This is a genomic window from Micromonospora sp. NPDC092111, from assembly GCF_044755745.1.
Classification (GTDB): domain Bacteria; phylum Actinomycetota; class Actinomycetes; order Mycobacteriales; family Micromonosporaceae; genus Micromonospora.
The window spans coordinates 1-14518 of record NZ_JBIVRQ010000030.1; the positions used below are offsets into that span (position 1 = coordinate 1).

Below are 14518 nucleotides of genomic sequence, written 5' to 3' on the forward strand. Positions count from 1 at the left end.
CGCCGACTGGATCGCCACCCGCGGCTACACCTCCTGACCACCACACCACGACAGGGCCGACCCCCACCGGGGCCGGCCCTGTCGACGTACACCGGAACTGAACCCGCCGGAGTCGGAGCGGGCACCGACCGGTCGTCGGGACCCGGCCGGCATGCGGCAGGATGGACGCCGTGGCGAAACGCGCATCGCGTCGGGACGGCGGGCCGGGCCGGGCCTGCCCGTGCGGCGCCGGCCTGCCGTACGACGACTGCTGCGGCCCGGTGCACCGTGGCGACGGCACGGCCGCGACGGCGGCGGCGCTGATGCGGTCACGGTTCAGCGCCTTCGCCGTCGGCGACGCCGACTACCTGCTGCGGAGTTGGCACTCCACCACCCGGCCGGCCCGACTGCGGCTCGACCCCGCGCAGCGGTGGACCCGGCTGGAGATCGTGGACACCGCCCACGGCGGCCTCCTCGACGGCACCGGCACGGTGACGTTCCGCGCCCACTACCGGGAGGCGGGACGCCCCGGGACGCTTGACGAGCGCAGCCGCTTCGTCCGCGAGGACGGGCACTGGGTCTACCTCGACGCGCTCACCGACTGACCGTCGTCCGCCGCGTCGGCGGGGTTCCCGGCGCACCACCGCCGGTGGCACACGGCGGACATCCGGTCACGCCAGCCGCCGGCACCGACGTCGGCGGCCGTCCCGGTCCTGGGCGGGGCCAGTCGCCACGGCGTCGACGACGCCGCCAGCACGCCGGCGACCAGCAGGTACGGCACGGCCGCCGCCGCGAACGCCACCGCGTGCCCGCCCGCACCGGCCACCAGCGCGTACCCGCCGTAGACGGCGATCACGGCCAGGTCGCTGCCCATCCCCGCCACCGAGGTGACGGTGGCCCGGCCCGGCCCGGTGATCCGCGCCTGCAACCGCGCGTCGGCGAGCACGGTGGCGAGTTGGAAGGCGCAGAACGCGGCACCGACCAGCACGAAGCCGGACGGGTGCCGGACCAGAGCCCCGGCGGCCAGGGCCAGCGCGGCGAGGGCGAGCAGCACGGCGTACCCACGGGTGGTCAGCCGCTCCCCGACCGGGGCGAGCAGGCCGCCCACGGTCGCCCCGGCCCAGACGAGCAGGAGCAGCAGCGGCACGGCGGGACCGGTCACGCCCGTGTCCCGGGCCAGCAGCGGAACGTACTCGTCGAGAGCGCCCCAGACGGCGGTCACCGCCGGGACGAGGAGCAGCGCCGCGCGGACCCGCCGGTCGACGCGGGCCTCGGCGAGCCCGGCCCGCAGGCTCGCCGACCAGCCCAGTTCGTCGCCCTCCCCGTCCCGACCCGCCCCGGACCCGGTCAGCGCGGACCCGGCCGACGCGGGCGGGACGGGCGGCGGACCGGAGCGGTCGGGGCGGTGCTCCGGGAAGCGGGTGGCCACGGCGGCGGCGAGCACACTGGCCAGCACACTCGCCGCGCCGACCGCGGGGTAGCCACCGACGGCGAGGACCGGCCCGGCCAGGCCGATCGAGACGAGCACGCCGAGCACCCCGGCGGTGCGGGCGCGACCCATGGTGCGGGCGTACCGGCCGGCCGCGCCCCACCGGTCCAGTTCGGTGAAGACCAGCGCCTCCAGGGCACCGGAGCCGAGCGCCCCGCCGGCCCCCCAGAGGACGAAGCCGAGCGCGAACGCCCACCACGACGGGAACACCACCCACAGCGTGTAGCCGGCCCCGGCGAGCAGCGGCGCGAGACAGAGCAGCAGACGCCGGGAGACGGCGTCGGCCCAGGCCCCGGAGGGCACCTCCAGCAGGATCGCGGTCGCCGACCAGATCACGAAGAGCCCGGAGATCTGCGCGACGGAGAGGCCGGTGTCGCTGAACAGCAGCGCGTACACCGGGTAGAGCAGGACGAGGTCGTCGAGGAACGTGTAGCAGTAGAGGGTGGCCGCGAGGCGGCGGACGCGGGTGTCGGGCACCCGCGTGGAGGTGACGGTCATCAGGACCTTTCCACGGGACGGTACGGACGCGGGAGGTACGGCGTCCGCGGTGGCCCGCGGTTTCGGCCTTCAGTGACGGATCAACATCGCCAGGTCATGTGCCGATGTTAGGCCGGATCGACTCGCTGCGGGGACCCGGCCGGCGGTAGAACGGCGGTGGGGCGGGACCGAGCGGTCCCGCCCCACCGCCGTCGGACGGTCAGCGACGGGGCGGGTCGGTGTCGGTCGGCGGGATGACCATGGTGGCCTCGCTGTCGGCCGACGGCTCGTCGGCCGCGCCGCGCTGGCGCGGCGGCGTGGTCGGCGCGGGAGCCGGACTGGTCACCTGGGTGGCGTCCGGATCGGCGTACGGGGTGACCGGCTGGGTCAGCTCCGCCTCGCCGGGGCGGGGGACGACCTGGGTGCGCTCGGCGTCGTCGGGGCGGGGCACCGGCTGGGTGCGCTCGGCGTCGTCGTAGCGCGCGACCGGCGGGGTGAGTTCCGACTCCGGGTAGGGACTCAGCCGCGCCTCGACGTCGCGCTTGCCCGCCCGGTAGGCCCGCGCGTGGGTGGCGATGGTGCGGGACTCCTGCTCGGCGCGGGTCAGCCAGGACTCCCACCGGCTCTGCATCGGCCGGACCAGACCACCGCCCACCCCGACGACGAGGATGCCGCCGATGGTGGCGAGCACGGCGACCAGCACCGGCGTGGTGACGGCGGTCGCGACGCCGATCTGGTTGAGCGCGGCGATGACCCCCAGGCCGAGGATGAACACCGAGGCGACGTTGGCCAGCACCCGGCCGTAGGAGAGGCCACCGAGGGCGCTGCTGATGATGTCCTTGACCGCGGTGGCGATCGCCGCGGCGACGACCACGATGACGATCGCGACGAACGCCCGGGGCAGCCAGGCGATGACACCGGCGATGAGATCGGAGATCGGGTTGGGTCCCCAGATGCCGAAGGCGAGCTGGAGGGTGACCAGCAGCACCCCGTAGTAGACGAGCTTGGCGACGATGTCGCTGGCGTCGTAGCGGGACCGGGCCAGGGCGGTCTTGATGCCGCCGCGCTCGACCGCCCTGTCGAAGTGCACCCGCTCCAGGACCTTGTCGACGATCTTGCGGACCGCCTTGGCGATCAGCCACCCGGCCACCAGGATCGCCACGAAGGCGACCGCCTTGGGCAGGAAGAGCATCACCGCGCGGAAGGCGTCACCCACCGCGTCGCCGAAGTTGTCTTTCATCCGTGGCCCTCCACCCGTCGGTCAACTCGGTCGGCCCCCGAAGCTACCCGCGCCCGCCGGCCCGGAAACACCGGTCCGGACGACCGGTGGGCCGGGGCCGTCCGCTAGCCCGCCGCGCAGGACGTCAGCAGCGACACCCAGACCGGCCCCGCCGGCGCGGACGCGTTGCCCGCGGCGTCGACGGCGATCACCTGGACCGGGATCCGGGTGGCCGACTCCGGCACCGGCAGGTCACCGAGGGTGCCCTGGAAGAGGTCCCGACCGACCGGGTCCATCCCGACGGTACGGGCGACACCGTCCAGGGTGTAGCGGACGCTCACCCGCAGCGCGTCACCGCCGGCCCGGTCGTCGACCACCCGGGCGGTGATCGTGGTCGACGTCGCCCCGGCCGGGCAGTCCCTGGGCTCCACGGCGACCGGATTGGCCGCCACCTCCGACACGGTCGGCGGCAGCAGGTCCGCGGGCGGGGGCGGGCTGGTCGTCGGCGGCGGCGGTGTCGGGCCCGGTGTGCGTACCCGGGTGGTGGCCGCGGCGGCGGACCGGGTCGGCGCGGTGGTGGCCGGCGGGGCGACGGGGGTCGCGGTCGGGGTGGGGCGGCGGCTCGGCTCCGGCGGCACGACGGTGATGGCCGGCGCGGCGGCCAGCGGGGCGGGGCTGACGGTGGCGGCGGCGGACGCGCCCGGCCCGGCGGTGTCGTCGGCGAGGGTGAGCGGCCCGGCGCGGCGGGCGGCGTAGCTCAGCCCGATCGCACCGACCAGCAGCGCCGCGGTGAGCCCGACACCGACCAGGGCGCTGCGGGTGCCGCCCCGCCGGGGTTCCGGTCGCCCCTCGCCCGGGCTGGTGCCGGCCAGGCTGGTGACGCCGGCAACGCCGTCCGGGAAGGGCAGGAACGCGGCGAGCAGCGCGACCCGCTGGGCGAGTTGGCGCCGACCCCGCTCCTCCCAGTCGCCGCCGTACGAACGCGCGGCGGTCCGTTCCAACTCGGCGAGGAACATCTCGGCGGGCTGCGGACGGTCGCCGGGCCGCTTGGCCATGCCGTGCCGGAGCAGATCGTGCACCGGCGGGGGCGCCGGGTCGGTCGGCACCGGGGCGGCGACGTGCTGCTGGCGCAGGGCGAGCAGGTCGCGGCCGTCGTAGGGCGGCCGGCCGGTGAGGCACTCGAAGAAGGTCGCGGTGGCGGCGTAGATGTCGCCGGCTGGCTCGGCGGGGGCCCCGGCCCACTGTTCGGGAGCCAGGTAGCGGGGGATGCCGCCGACCGCGCCACCGCGGTCGGGGCCGGCCGACCGGGTGATGCCGAAGTCGGCGAGCTTGCTCCACCCCTCGACGCCGACCAGGACGTTCTCCGGCTGGTAGGCGCGGTGCACCACACCCCGGGCGTGCGCGGCGGCGAGCCCGGCGAGGGACCCCTTGAGGACGCAGAGCGCGGCCTCGGGGCCGGTCGGCCCGTACGCGCGCAGCAGGTGGCGCAGCGACACACCGTTGACCAGCTCCATCACGATCGCGGCACCGGAGCGCGACTCGGCGTACTCGTAGAGCCGGCAGACGTGCGGGTCGTCGACGTCGACCAGCAGCCGCGCCTCCTCACGGAAGGCCAGCCGGAAGGCGGGGTCGTCGGTCAGGTACCTGATGGCGACCGGGGTGCCGGTGGCGTCGTGGGTGGCGAGCAGCACCCGGCCGGACGCGCCCGCGCCGAGCTGACGGACCGGCGTGTAGCCGGACAGCCGCCAGTCGCCGGTCACCCGCCGGCCTCTCCGGTCGGCCGGGACTGGTCACGGGTCAGGGCCACGCTGATCATTCTGGCCCCGGCCGAGCTGCGGTCCATCGGCGCAACGGCTGTTTCCTCGCGCCCGGACGTCCGCCCCGGCGCGGGGACTCCGGGCGGCGGGGACGGCGGCGGGCCCGCCCGCGCCCGTCACCGCGCGGCCACCGGCGGCCCGTCGCGGGTGCCGTCGGCGGGCCGGCCGGACGCCGGCCCGGTCGGGTCCCTGCGGGGCGGACGCAGCGCCGGCAGCAGGGCCAGCGCCGGAACGAGCAGCACCGGCACGACGAGCAGCGCGCGCAGGATGCCGGCCCGCTCGCCGAGCAGACCCAGCACGGGTGGGCCGCCGAGGAAGGCCACGTAGCCGAGGACCGCCACCACGCCGACCCGCGCCGCGGCCAGGTCGTCCCCGTCGGCGGCGGCGCTCAGGGTGGTGGGAAATCCCAACGACACGCCCAGTCCCCACAGCGCCACGCCGGTCACCGCGCCGGCTGGTCCGGCGAACACGGTGAGCAGCGTGCCGGCGAGGCCCAGCAGCATCGTGCCCAGGACCACCGGTACCCGGCCCCACCGGTCCAGGGCCACCGTGCCGACCGTGCGTCCGACGGTCATCGCCGCGACGAAGACGCCGAACACCGCCGCGCCGACCTCCGGCGCGACGTGGTGACCGTCCACGAACGCCACCGCCAACCAGTCGTTCGCGGTGCCCTCGGCGAAGGCCATCGCCAGGGCCAACAGGCCGAGCAGCAGGGTACGCGGCTCGCGCCAGGCGACCAGCACCCCGCTGCCGCCGCCCGCCCGCGTGTCCCGGGCCGCCCCGTCCATCCCGGACCGGAACGCCCGGGTCGCCGCCACCGTGCCGACCAGGACCAGCAGGCCGATCCCGCCCAGGTGTACGGGCACCGGCACGCCGGAGCGGGCCGCCAGCACGGCCACCCCTGCGGCGAGCACCGTGCCGAGGCTCCAGACGGCGTGGAAACGCGGCATCACCGCCCGGGCCAGCCGCCGTTCGACCACGGCGGCCTCGACGTTCATCGCGACGTTGCAGGTGCCCGTCCCGTACCCGAGGACGAACAACCCCGCCGCCGAGCCGGACGCCGACGCCCACGGGCTGATCGCGACGCCGGTTCCGGCCAGGCCCACCGCGACCAGCACGGTCGAACCGGCCACGGTGAGCCGGGTGCCGAGCCGGTGGACGACCGCGCCCGCGGTGAGCATGGCCAGCACCGCGCCGAAGGACATGGCGAGCAGCACCAGCCCGAGCCGGCCGGCGCCGAGCCCGAGGGCGTCCCGGGCGGCCGGCACCCGGGCGAACCAGGTCGCGACGGCGGTGCCGTTGAGGCCGAAGACGACGCCCACCGCCACGGCGCCATGGCCTCGACCACCGGACGGTGGGCGTGCCGTGCCGGGCATGGCGGGCTCCTTCCGGTCGGGACCCGATCACACTGCTGGGATCGATTCCAGCGCAAGGGCTTGGCAGGATGGGCGGATGGCAGGACGACCACCACCCGAGGTGACCTTGCGGGACGTGGCGCGGGTCGCCGGGGTGTCACGGGCGACCGCGTCCCGGGTGCTCGGCGGGCGGGGCCCGGCGTCGGCGGCGGCCCGCGACCGGGTGACCGCCGCCGCGCGGGTCCTGCGCTACGTGCCCGACCCGGCCGCCCGGGCGCTGGTGACCGGCGGGGGTGTCCGGCTGGCGGTGGCGGTCACCGGCGGGACGCCGGAGGTGCTGCACGATCCGTACGTGGCCGCGCTCCGCGAGACCGGCGTGGACGTGCCGGGGGACGTGGCGGTGGTGGGATTCGACGACATCGACGCCGCGGCGCTCAGCGAGCCGGGGCTGACCACGACGAGCAACCCGGTCGAACGCATCGTCACCGGCGCCGCCGTCGCGGTGCTCGACCGCCGCCCGCCGCCGCCCGCCACCCTCTTCCCGTCGGTCCTGGTGCGGCGGAGCAGTTCCTGACGAGTTCCGCCCGCCACGCCGTGGATCCGCCGCCCGGGTGGTCGAGCCGGGCGGTTACGGCGACCGCTCCGCCGGTGGGACGAGGTCGGGCGCGACGTCGGCGATCCGCTGCCGCATCGACCGGCGACGCAACGCGGCCAGGGCCTCGTCGACGAGCCGGCTCAGCGGGTACGGCAGCTCCGCCTCGAACCGTCGGGCCGCGGCGGAGGTGGCGGCGTACTCGGCGTCCAGGACGGGCAGCAGCTCCCGCGCCCGGTCGGTGAGGTGGACGATGCGCTGCCGGGCGTCCGCGCCGGGGGCGAGGGTGACCAGCCCGTCCTTCGCCATCCGCGCGACGGTCTGGCTGGCCGCGGAGTGGGTCACCCCGGTGGTCTCGGCCAGCGTCTTGATCGACGTCGGGCCGACGCCGGCCAGCGCGACCAGCACGGGGGTGTACCGGGGCCGGAAGCCGGGCAGCCCGAGATCGGCGTAGACGGCGGCCACGTCGCCGTCGAGCAGTTCCAGCAGGTGGCGGAGCCGGGTGCCGAGGAGTTCGGGGCCGGGAGCACGGTCAGCCATGTGGCGTAATGTAACAGCACTGTTGTATCTGGCGAACCGGGAGGACCACCCATGGACGAGCTGTATCCGCCGATCGCGCCGCACGACCACGGCATGCTCGACGTCGGCGACGGCAACCAGGTGTACTGGGAGGTGTGCGGCAACCCGGCCGGCCGGCCGGCGCTGGTCGTCCACGGCGGACCGGGGTCCGGCTGCGGCGAGCGGGCTCGGCGCTACTTCGACCCGGCCCGCTACCGGGTGATCCTGTTCGACCAGCGGGGCTGCGGGCGCAGCACCCCGCACGCGAGCGACCCGGCGACGGACCTGCGGCACAACACCACCGGACACCTGATCGCCGACATGGAACGGCTCCGCGCTCACCTGGGTGTGGACCGCTGGCTGCTCTACGGCGGCTCGTGGGGCTCGACGCTGCTCCTGGCGTACGCGCAGCGACACCCCGACCGGGTGTCGGAGATCGTGATCGGCGCCGTCACCAGCACCCGCCGGTCGGAGATCGACTGGCTCTACCGGGGGGTCGGCCGGTACTTCCCCCAGCAGTGGGAACGGTTCCTCGCCGCCGGCGGCGTCACCCGGGACGACGACGTCGTCGGCGCGTACGCCCGGCTGGTGGAGGACCCGGACCCGGCGGTGCGGGAGCGGGCGGTGCGGGACTGGTGCGCCTGGGAGGACGCGGTGGTCTCCGCCGAGGGGCTGGGCAACCCGTACGGCGAGCGCCCGTCGGCGGACCGGATCGCGCTGGTGCGGATCTGCGCCCACTACTTCTCGCACGGGGCCTGGCTGGCGGAGGGTGAGCTGATCCGCGACGCCGGCCGGCTGGCCGGCATCCCCGGCGTGCTGATCCACGGCCGGCTCGACATGGGCAGCCCGCTGGTCACCGCCTGGGAGTTGCACCGGGCCTGGCCGGGCTCGGAGCTGCACGTGGTCGAGGAGGCGGGCCACCTGGGCAACCTGGAGACCCGGCGGCACCTGCTGGCCGCCTTCGACCGGTTCGCCACCGCCGGCTGAACGGCCCGACCCCGGCGGGCCGGTGGCGGCGGGGTCGCCCGCCGCCGGCCCACCGACCGGGAACAGATCGATGCCGACCTCTAGCGCTCACGCCCGTCATGGCAATATCCTCCACCTCACGCGCGCTATCCGAAGCTACTTTTCATGCCCGTCGCGAGCGCCGCCGAGGGAGATGCCATGCACGTCGACCACCCTGAACTCGACCGTCGTACCCTGCTGCGGGCCGGGCTGGGCGCGGCCACCGTCGCGGTCGTCGGGTCCCAACTGGCCCTGCCGGCCGCCGCCCAGGCAGCCCCCGGCGCGGACCTGGACTGGATCATCGGCTGCGACGAGTGGGGCGCCCGGCCACCGGCGGATCCGCTGTCGGTCAGCGCCATCCCGACCAACAAGATCATCGTGCACCACATGGCGTTCCCGAACGTCACCGACTACTCCGAGGCGCAGGCGGTCAAGCTGGCCCACGACTGCCAGGACCTGCACATGGACGGCAACGGCTGGTCCGACACCGGCCAGCACTTCACCATCAGCCGGGGCGGCTACGTGCTGGAGGGACGGCACGGCAGCCTGGCCCGCCTCCAGGCCGGCGACCGGCAGATGATCTCCGCGCACTGCCCCGGCGAGAACGGCCGGGCCATCGGCATCGAGAACGAGGGCACCTACGTCACCGACACCCCGCCGGAGGACCTGCTCGACTCGCTGGTCACCCTCTGCACGACCATCTGCCGGCAGTACGGGCTGCACGCCCACGACATCTTCGGCCACTGGGACTTCCGCACCACGCTCTGCCCCGGCGCGCAGTTCTACCGGCTCTTCCCCGCCGTACGCCGCCGGGTGCTCCGCAAGCTCGGCACCCACCTGTCCGACGTGCCGGCCCGCCGCTGGCCGGACCTGTGGCGCTTCGTCAGCTCCCCCGCCGTCCGGGTCGCCCAGTACCTGCTGGCGTACCGGGGCTACGCCGTCACCCCGAACAGCACCTTCGACGCCGCCACCGTCACCGCCGTGGCGGACTGGCAGGCACGCAACGGCATCCCCGTCGACGTCGACGCCACCCTCACCGCTCCCACCTGGGAGACCCTCGCGCCGGAGTTGGACACCCACGCCACCGGCCTGCCGGTGCAGGCCGTGCAGTTCATCCTGAACTGGAAGGGCTACCCCGACGTCGTCGTCACCGGCGAGTACGACCACGCCACCCGGAAGGCCGTCCAGGACCTCCAGGCGCTGCACGGCCTGCCGCGCAACGGCAAGGTCTCGACCAGCACCTGGTGCGCCCTGGTCGGCGGCGTCGTCCGGCAGTCGTTCCGCCACCACTGAGCCACCCCGGGGGGTTGGGGGGACGAGGGTGGCGCGGGACGGCCGAAGCAGCCGGCCCGCGCCACCCTCGGCAGGTACCGCCGGTGACCGGCGCGTCGATCATCGACGGGCCACCCGGACGGCGGCCGTCGCGGCCCGATCGAGCGCTCCGCCCGACCACCCGACGCGAACGGCCCCGCCCACCCCGCTCCGGATGCGACGATGACCGGCGAGGAGGACACCGTGACGACGCAGCTCAACCCGTATCTCACCTTCGCCGGCAAGGCACGCGAGGCGCTGGAGTTCTACCACTCGGTCTTCGGCGGCGACGTGTCGCTGACCACGTTCCGCGAGTTCGGCACCGACGACCCGGCGCTCGCCGACCAGATCATGCACGGGCTGCTCCGCACCGCCGCCGGCCACGTCATCATGGCGGCGGACCTGCCGCCCGGCATGGAGCTCCGGCGCGGCAACGCCAACACCGTCAGCCTGAGCGGGGACGACACCGAGCAGCTACGCGGCTGGTGGGAGCAGCTCTCCTCGGGGGGCGTGGTGAACGTCCCGCTGGAGAAGCAGATGTGGGGCGACGAGTTCGGCCAGTGCGAGGACCGGTTCGGCACCCCGTGGATGGTCAACATCGCCCAGCCGCACCCCTGACCCACCCGCCGGGCAGCTTGCACCGACGGCGGGCCGGTCCCCGGCGGGCGACCGACCCCGGCCGGGACACCACCAACACGGCCGTACGGGCAGGTCAGCGCACCGCCGGCGGCCCCTGTGCGAACATATGTTCGTGTCGACCGGGGCCACCATCCTGCACGCCGACCTGGACGCGTTCTACGCGTCGGTCGAGCAGCGGGACGATCCGCGCCTGCGCGGCCGGCCGGTGATCGTCGGCGCCGGGGTGGTCCTCGCGGCCAGCTACGAGGCCAAGGCGCGCGGGGTGCGCAGCGCGATGAGCGGCCAACAGGCCCGCCGGCTCTGCCCCGAGGCCATCGTGGTGCCGCCGAGGATGGCGGCGTACACGGCGGCGAGCCGGGCGGTGTTCGAGATCTTCCGGGACACCACGCCGTGGGTGGAGGGGCTCTCCATCGACGAGGCGTTCCTCGACGTCGGTGGCCTGCGCCGGCTGGCCGGCCCGCCGGTGGAGATCGCGGCACGGCTGCGCCGGGTGGTCCGCGAACGGGTCGGCCTGCCGATCACCGTCGGGGTGGCCCGGACGAAGTTCCTGGCCAAGGTGGCCAGCGGGGTGGCCAAGCCGGACGGCCTGCTGGAGGTGCCACCCGACGGCGAGCTGGCGTTCCTGCACCCGCTGCCGGTGGAACGGCTCTGGGGCGTAGGCCCGATCAGCGCCCGGAAGCTGCGCGAGCGGGGCATCCGCACCGTCGGCCAGGTGGCCCGGCTCGACGCGCCCGCCCTGGTGTCGCTGCTCGGCGCGGGCGCCGGTGGGCACCTGCACGCCCTGGCCCACAACCGGGACCCGCGCCCGGTGCAGGTGGGCCGGCGGCGGTCGTCGATGGGCGCGCAGCACGCGCTCGGCGGCGGGCAGCACTCCCCCGCCGAGGTCGACGCGACGTTGGCCGGTCTGGTCGACCGGGTGGCCCGCCGGATGCGGGCCGCCGACCGGTCGGGCCGCACGGTGATGCTGCGGCTGCGCTTCGCCGACTACACCGCGGCCACCCGCTCGCACACCCTGCGCAAGGCCACCGCGCAGACGGCGCCCCTGCTGGCGGCCGCCCGGTCGCTGCTGCGGACGGCGCTGCCCGAGCTCGACCGGCGGGGCATCACCCTGGTCGGGGTGTCCGTGGGCAACCTCGACGACGCCCCCGTCCAGCCGGAGCTGCCGTTCACCCGCGACCCGGGCGTCGACCTCGACGCGGCCGTCGACGCCGTGCGGGACCGGTTCGGCGCGGCGGCGCTGACCCGGGCCACCCTGCTCGGCCGCCGCCCCGACCTGGAGATGCCCCGGCTGCCCGACTGATCGCCCGGCCATCCGCCCCGGCACCGTAGAGGTTCGCCAGGTCCTGCTCGATCCGCTTCTTGGTCCTGGCCGTCGGGGCCGGGCCTGCTGAGCCGACGGCGGCCGCCGCCTACCTGGGCGGGGTGGGTCTGGCCGGGCCGTTCCGGGGGCTGCCGGATCCGGCGACGGCCTGAGCGCCGGCCGGGCCGATCACCAGGCGCAGGGCGCGTAGTCCTTGAGGAAGCAGCCGTAGAGCTCCTCGCCCCGCTCGCCCCGGACGATCGGGTCGTACACCCGGGCCGCCCCGTCGACCAGGTCCAGCGGCGCGTGGAAGCCCTCGTCGGCCAGCCGCATCTTCGTCGGGTGCGGGCGCTCGTCGGTGATCCAGCCGGTGTCGACGCTGGTCATCAGGATGCCGTCGGCGCGCATGTCCTCGGCGCTGGTCCGGGTGAGCATGTTCAGCGCGGCCTTGGCCATGTTGGTGTGCGGATGGCCGGCGCCCTTGTAACCCCGGCCGAACTGGCCCTCCATCGCGGAGACGTTGACCACGTACGCGCGCCCGGCCGGGGACCCGGCCAACGCCGGGCGCAGCCGGCTGACCAGCACGAACGGCGCGGTCACATTGCAGAGCTGCACCTCGAGCAGCTCGACCGGGTCCACCTCGTGCACGCGCTGCACCCAACTGTTGCTGGCACCGAGGTCGGGAGCCAGGCCGCCCGCGTCCACGGCGGTGGCCGCCGCGATCCGGTCCGGCGTGGCGGACCGGCCGGTCAGCGCCAGGGCGGTGAGGGCGTGCGGGGCGATGGTGGCCGTCGGCGTGCCGTCGGGCAGCGCCGCCGTGGCGCCCCGGCCGCCGGTGAAGGTGAGCAGCTCCGGCAGCGGCCCGTCGGGCAGGGCCGCGGCTTCGGCCGCGACCAGGTGGGCGTACGCCTCGGGGGTGCGGCGGACGGTCTGCGCGGCATTGTTGATCAGGATGTCCAGCGGTCCCTGCGCGGCGACCGAGTCGGCGAGCGCCACCACCTGGGCGGGGTCGCGCAGGTCGATGCCGACGACCCGCAGCCGGTGCAGCCAGTCCGCGCTGTCGGGCATCGCGGTGAACCGGCGGACGGCGTCGTGCGGGAACCGGGTGGTGATCGTGGTGTGGGCGCCGTCGCGCAGCAGCCGCAGCGCGATGTACATGCCGATCTTCGCGCGGCCTCCGGTGAGCAGCGCCCGCCGCCCGGTGAGGTCGGTGCGGGCGTCGCGGCGTTCGCGGTTCAGGGTGGCGCAGGCGGGGCAGAGCTGGTGGTAGAACGCGTCGACCTCGCGGTAGCGGACCTTGCAGATGTAGCAGCCGCGCGGGTTGATCAGGGTGCCGGCGGTCGTGCCGGCGGTGGGCGAGGCGAGCGGGATGCCCCGGGTCTCGTCGTCGATCCGGCCGGGCGCGCCGGTGGCGGTCGCCGCGGTCACCGCCTGGTCGTGGGCGAGGACCGCGTCGCGGCGCTCCTCGCGCCGGCGCTGCTTCACCATCTTGTACAGCCGGGCGGTGGCCCGCTGCACCCGCACCACGTCCGGATGCTCTGTCGGCAGCGCCTCCAACGCCTCGAAGACGCGCAGCGCGGTCGCCAGTTCGTCCTGGTCGACACCGACGGTGTCGGAGTTTCGACCCGGTTGTCCGACCTTGTCCACCGTCATCCCCGCTACCCGTCTCACCCTCGTGCCCGGGGCCGACCGCCGGCCCGACCCGGGAACTGTACGCACCCGAACCGGACCGGTGCGACGCCCCCGCACGGCGGCGGCGGTGAGCTGGACCACCCGCCCGGACCGGCCGCCCTCGCCAGCGACGGTGGCGGACGTAGGGCCGCGATGGCGATCCAGCGTCCAGCCTGACGACCCCGCGCGTTCCCAAAGACGGCCACAGCGCGTCCCGGCGACAGCCACAAGGCGTCCCGGGCGACGGCGGCCCCCGGGGGGCTCACCGACCGGGTCGCGTGGACCTTGCCAGGGCTGTCCGGTGTCGCCGAGGTCTCGGCCGCTCAACGCCGGCGGCGGCACGGCAAGACCGGCATGACAGGCTTCCGTGTCATGCAGGATCTGACGATTCAGGTGCGGGCGTTCGCCGAGGAACGCGACTGGCAGCAGTTCCACACTCCGAAGAACCTCGCCATGGCGCTGGCCGGCGAGGTGGGCGAACTGCTCGCCGAGTTCCAGTGGCTCACCCCCGAGCAGGCCGCCACGGTGATGTCCGACCCCGAGGCCGGCGCCCGGGTCAGGGCCGAGATCGGCGACGTGATGATCTACCTGACCCGGCTCGCTGACGTGCTTGGCATCGACCTGGCGGAGGCGGCGCTGACCAAACTGGCGGAGGTCGCCGTCCGCTACCCGGTCGACCAGGCGAAGGGCTCCGCCACCAAGCGGTAGGTGCGGCAAGCGGGTTGGTGGCCTTCCGCCCCCGAAGAGCCTCCTGCCTGCGAGATCGTGCTACTTCCTGGATGTAGTGGTCTCCCGCCACGCCGAGGCCACTACATCCACGATCGAGCACGATCTCGCGGGTAGTCACGACAGTCGATCACGCGCGGTCGTGCGACTACCTACGCCAGCCGGTCCCTCGGCTTCGACGCGGGCATCTCACACCGGGAGGAGACGAGTCGGGTGCGGAGGGAGCCGCTGAGGCTCCACCAGGCCGCTGAGCGTGCCGTTGGCGAGGGGCCGGCATCGCGACCCGGACCGCCCGCACGCACCGTAGGAATCGTCGACCCCGGACCCACCGCGCGTCCGGGCAGGCCGGAGCGACCCTCCCCACCGGATTGCCCGACAAT

11 protein-coding genes and 3 pseudogenes are annotated in these 14518 nt (G+C 75.2%); 8 read left to right on the plus strand and 6 right to left on the minus strand.

Annotated features, from left to right (window positions below; all coding sequences use genetic code 11):
- Nucleotides 1-161 precede the first annotated feature (161 nt).
- Nucleotides 162-584, plus strand: coding sequence for a YchJ family protein (locus ACIQG9_RS29040; RefSeq protein ID WP_400408349.1), 423 nt, complete (start codon nucleotides 162-164; stop codon nucleotides 582-584).
- Between the two features lie 143 nt (nucleotides 585-727).
- Here the strand turns inward: ACIQG9_RS29040 and ACIQG9_RS29045 are convergent.
- The 4 genes and pseudogenes from ACIQG9_RS29045 to ACIQG9_RS29060 all read right to left on the minus strand — a co-directional run.
- A pseudogene (locus tag ACIQG9_RS29045) lies at nucleotides 728-1966 on the minus strand (MFS transporter); the annotation flags it as partial.
- 199 nt (nucleotides 1967-2165) lie between these two features.
- Nucleotides 2166-3185: a hypothetical protein gene (locus ACIQG9_RS29050; RefSeq protein ID WP_400408350.1), complete on the minus strand. Its 1020-nt coding sequence runs from the start codon at nucleotides 3183-3185 to the stop codon at nucleotides 2166-2168.
- Between the two features lie 104 nt (nucleotides 3186-3289).
- Nucleotides 3290-4924, minus strand: coding sequence for a serine/threonine-protein kinase (locus ACIQG9_RS29055; protein WP_400408351.1), 1635 nt, complete (start codon nucleotides 4922-4924; stop codon nucleotides 3290-3292).
- A 173-nt stretch (nucleotides 4925-5097) separates the two neighbouring features.
- The gene (locus ACIQG9_RS29060) at nucleotides 5098-6357 is read right to left on the minus strand and encodes an MFS transporter (RefSeq protein WP_400408352.1); all 1260 of its coding nucleotides are present in this window, start codon (nucleotides 6355-6357) and stop codon (nucleotides 5098-5100) included.
- 76 nt (nucleotides 6358-6433) lie between these two features.
- Between ACIQG9_RS29060 and ACIQG9_RS29065 the strand changes: the two are divergent.
- Together ACIQG9_RS29065 and ACIQG9_RS29070 are read left to right on the plus strand one after the other, a co-directional pair.
- Nucleotides 6434-6691 (plus strand): annotated as a pseudogene (locus ACIQG9_RS29065) (LacI family DNA-binding transcriptional regulator); the annotation flags it as partial.
- Between the two features lie 6 nt (nucleotides 6692-6697).
- Nucleotides 6698-6910 (plus strand): annotated as a pseudogene (locus tag ACIQG9_RS29070) (substrate-binding domain-containing protein); the annotation flags it as partial.
- Nucleotides 6911-6964: 54 nt separating this feature from the next.
- Here the strand turns inward: ACIQG9_RS29070 and ACIQG9_RS29075 are convergent.
- Nucleotides 6965-7468 (minus strand): MarR family winged helix-turn-helix transcriptional regulator, encoded by a 504-nt coding sequence (locus tag ACIQG9_RS29075; protein WP_400408353.1) that lies wholly within the window; start codon nucleotides 7466-7468, stop codon nucleotides 6965-6967.
- Nucleotides 7469-7519: 51 nt separating this feature from the next.
- On the opposite strand from ACIQG9_RS29075, the gene pip reads away from it, so the two are divergent.
- From pip to dinB, 4 genes are all read left to right on the plus strand, one after another.
- The gene (pip, locus tag ACIQG9_RS29080) at nucleotides 7520-8473 is read left to right on the plus strand and encodes a prolyl aminopeptidase (protein WP_400408354.1); all 954 of its coding nucleotides are present in this window, start codon (nucleotides 7520-7522) and stop codon (nucleotides 8471-8473) included.
- A gap of 144 nt (nucleotides 8474-8617) precedes the next feature.
- Complete coding sequence (locus ACIQG9_RS29085) at nucleotides 8618-9784, plus strand: peptidoglycan-binding protein (RefSeq protein ID WP_400408355.1); 1167 nt, start codon at nucleotides 8618-8620, stop codon at nucleotides 9782-9784.
- A gap of 201 nt (nucleotides 9785-9985) precedes the next feature.
- The gene (locus ACIQG9_RS29090; protein WP_400408357.1) at nucleotides 9986-10420 is read left to right on the plus strand and encodes a VOC family protein; all 435 of its coding nucleotides are present in this window, start codon (nucleotides 9986-9988) and stop codon (nucleotides 10418-10420) included.
- A gap of 133 nt (nucleotides 10421-10553) precedes the next feature.
- A complete protein-coding gene (gene dinB, locus ACIQG9_RS29095; protein WP_400408359.1) occupies nucleotides 10554-11741 on the plus strand; it encodes a DNA polymerase IV in 1188 nt (395 codons plus the stop codon).
- Between the two features lie 189 nt (nucleotides 11742-11930).
- On the opposite strand, the gene ACIQG9_RS29100 is transcribed toward dinB, so the two are convergent.
- Nucleotides 11931-13394, minus strand: coding sequence for an SDR family NAD(P)-dependent oxidoreductase (locus ACIQG9_RS29100; protein WP_400408361.1), 1464 nt, complete (start codon nucleotides 13392-13394; stop codon nucleotides 11931-11933).
- Between the two features lie 390 nt (nucleotides 13395-13784).
- On the opposite strand from ACIQG9_RS29100, the gene ACIQG9_RS29105 reads away from it, so the two are divergent.
- The gene (locus ACIQG9_RS29105) at nucleotides 13785-14120 is read left to right on the plus strand and encodes a nucleotide pyrophosphohydrolase (protein WP_400408363.1); all 336 of its coding nucleotides are present in this window, start codon (nucleotides 13785-13787) and stop codon (nucleotides 14118-14120) included.
- Nucleotides 14121-14518: the final 398 nt, after the last annotated feature.

What these genes read in the sequence shown, in the direction of transcription:
- pip (WP_400408354.1), top strand. Translation starts at nt 7,520, where the DNA reads ATGGACGAGCTGTATCCGCCGATCGCGCCGCACGACCACGGCATGCTC.
- ACIQG9_RS29090 (WP_400408357.1), top strand. Translation starts at nt 9,986, where the DNA reads ATGACCGGCGAGGAGGACACCGTGACGACGCAGCTCAACCCGTATCTC.
- ACIQG9_RS29050 (WP_400408350.1), bottom strand. Translation starts at nt 3,185, where the DNA reads ATGAAAGACAACTTCGGCGACGCGGTGGGTGACGCCTTCCGCGCGGTG.
- ACIQG9_RS29040 (WP_400408349.1), top strand. Translation starts at nt 162, where the DNA reads ATGGACGCCGTGGCGAAACGCGCATCGCGTCGGGACGGCGGGCCGGGC.
- ACIQG9_RS29105 (WP_400408363.1), top strand. Translation starts at nt 13,785, where the DNA reads ATGCAGGATCTGACGATTCAGGTGCGGGCGTTCGCCGAGGAACGCGAC.
- ACIQG9_RS29060 (WP_400408352.1), bottom strand. Translation starts at nt 6,357, where the DNA reads ATGCCCGGCACGGCACGCCCACCGTCCGGTGGTCGAGGCCATGGCGCC.
- ACIQG9_RS29075 (WP_400408353.1), bottom strand. Translation starts at nt 7,468, where the DNA reads ATGGCTGACCGTGCTCCCGGCCCCGAACTCCTCGGCACCCGGCTCCGC.
- ACIQG9_RS29085 (WP_400408355.1), top strand. Translation starts at nt 8,618, where the DNA reads ATGCCCGTCGCGAGCGCCGCCGAGGGAGATGCCATGCACGTCGACCAC.
- ACIQG9_RS29100 (WP_400408361.1), bottom strand. Translation starts at nt 13,394, where the DNA reads ATGACGGTGGACAAGGTCGGACAACCGGGTCGAAACTCCGACACCGTC.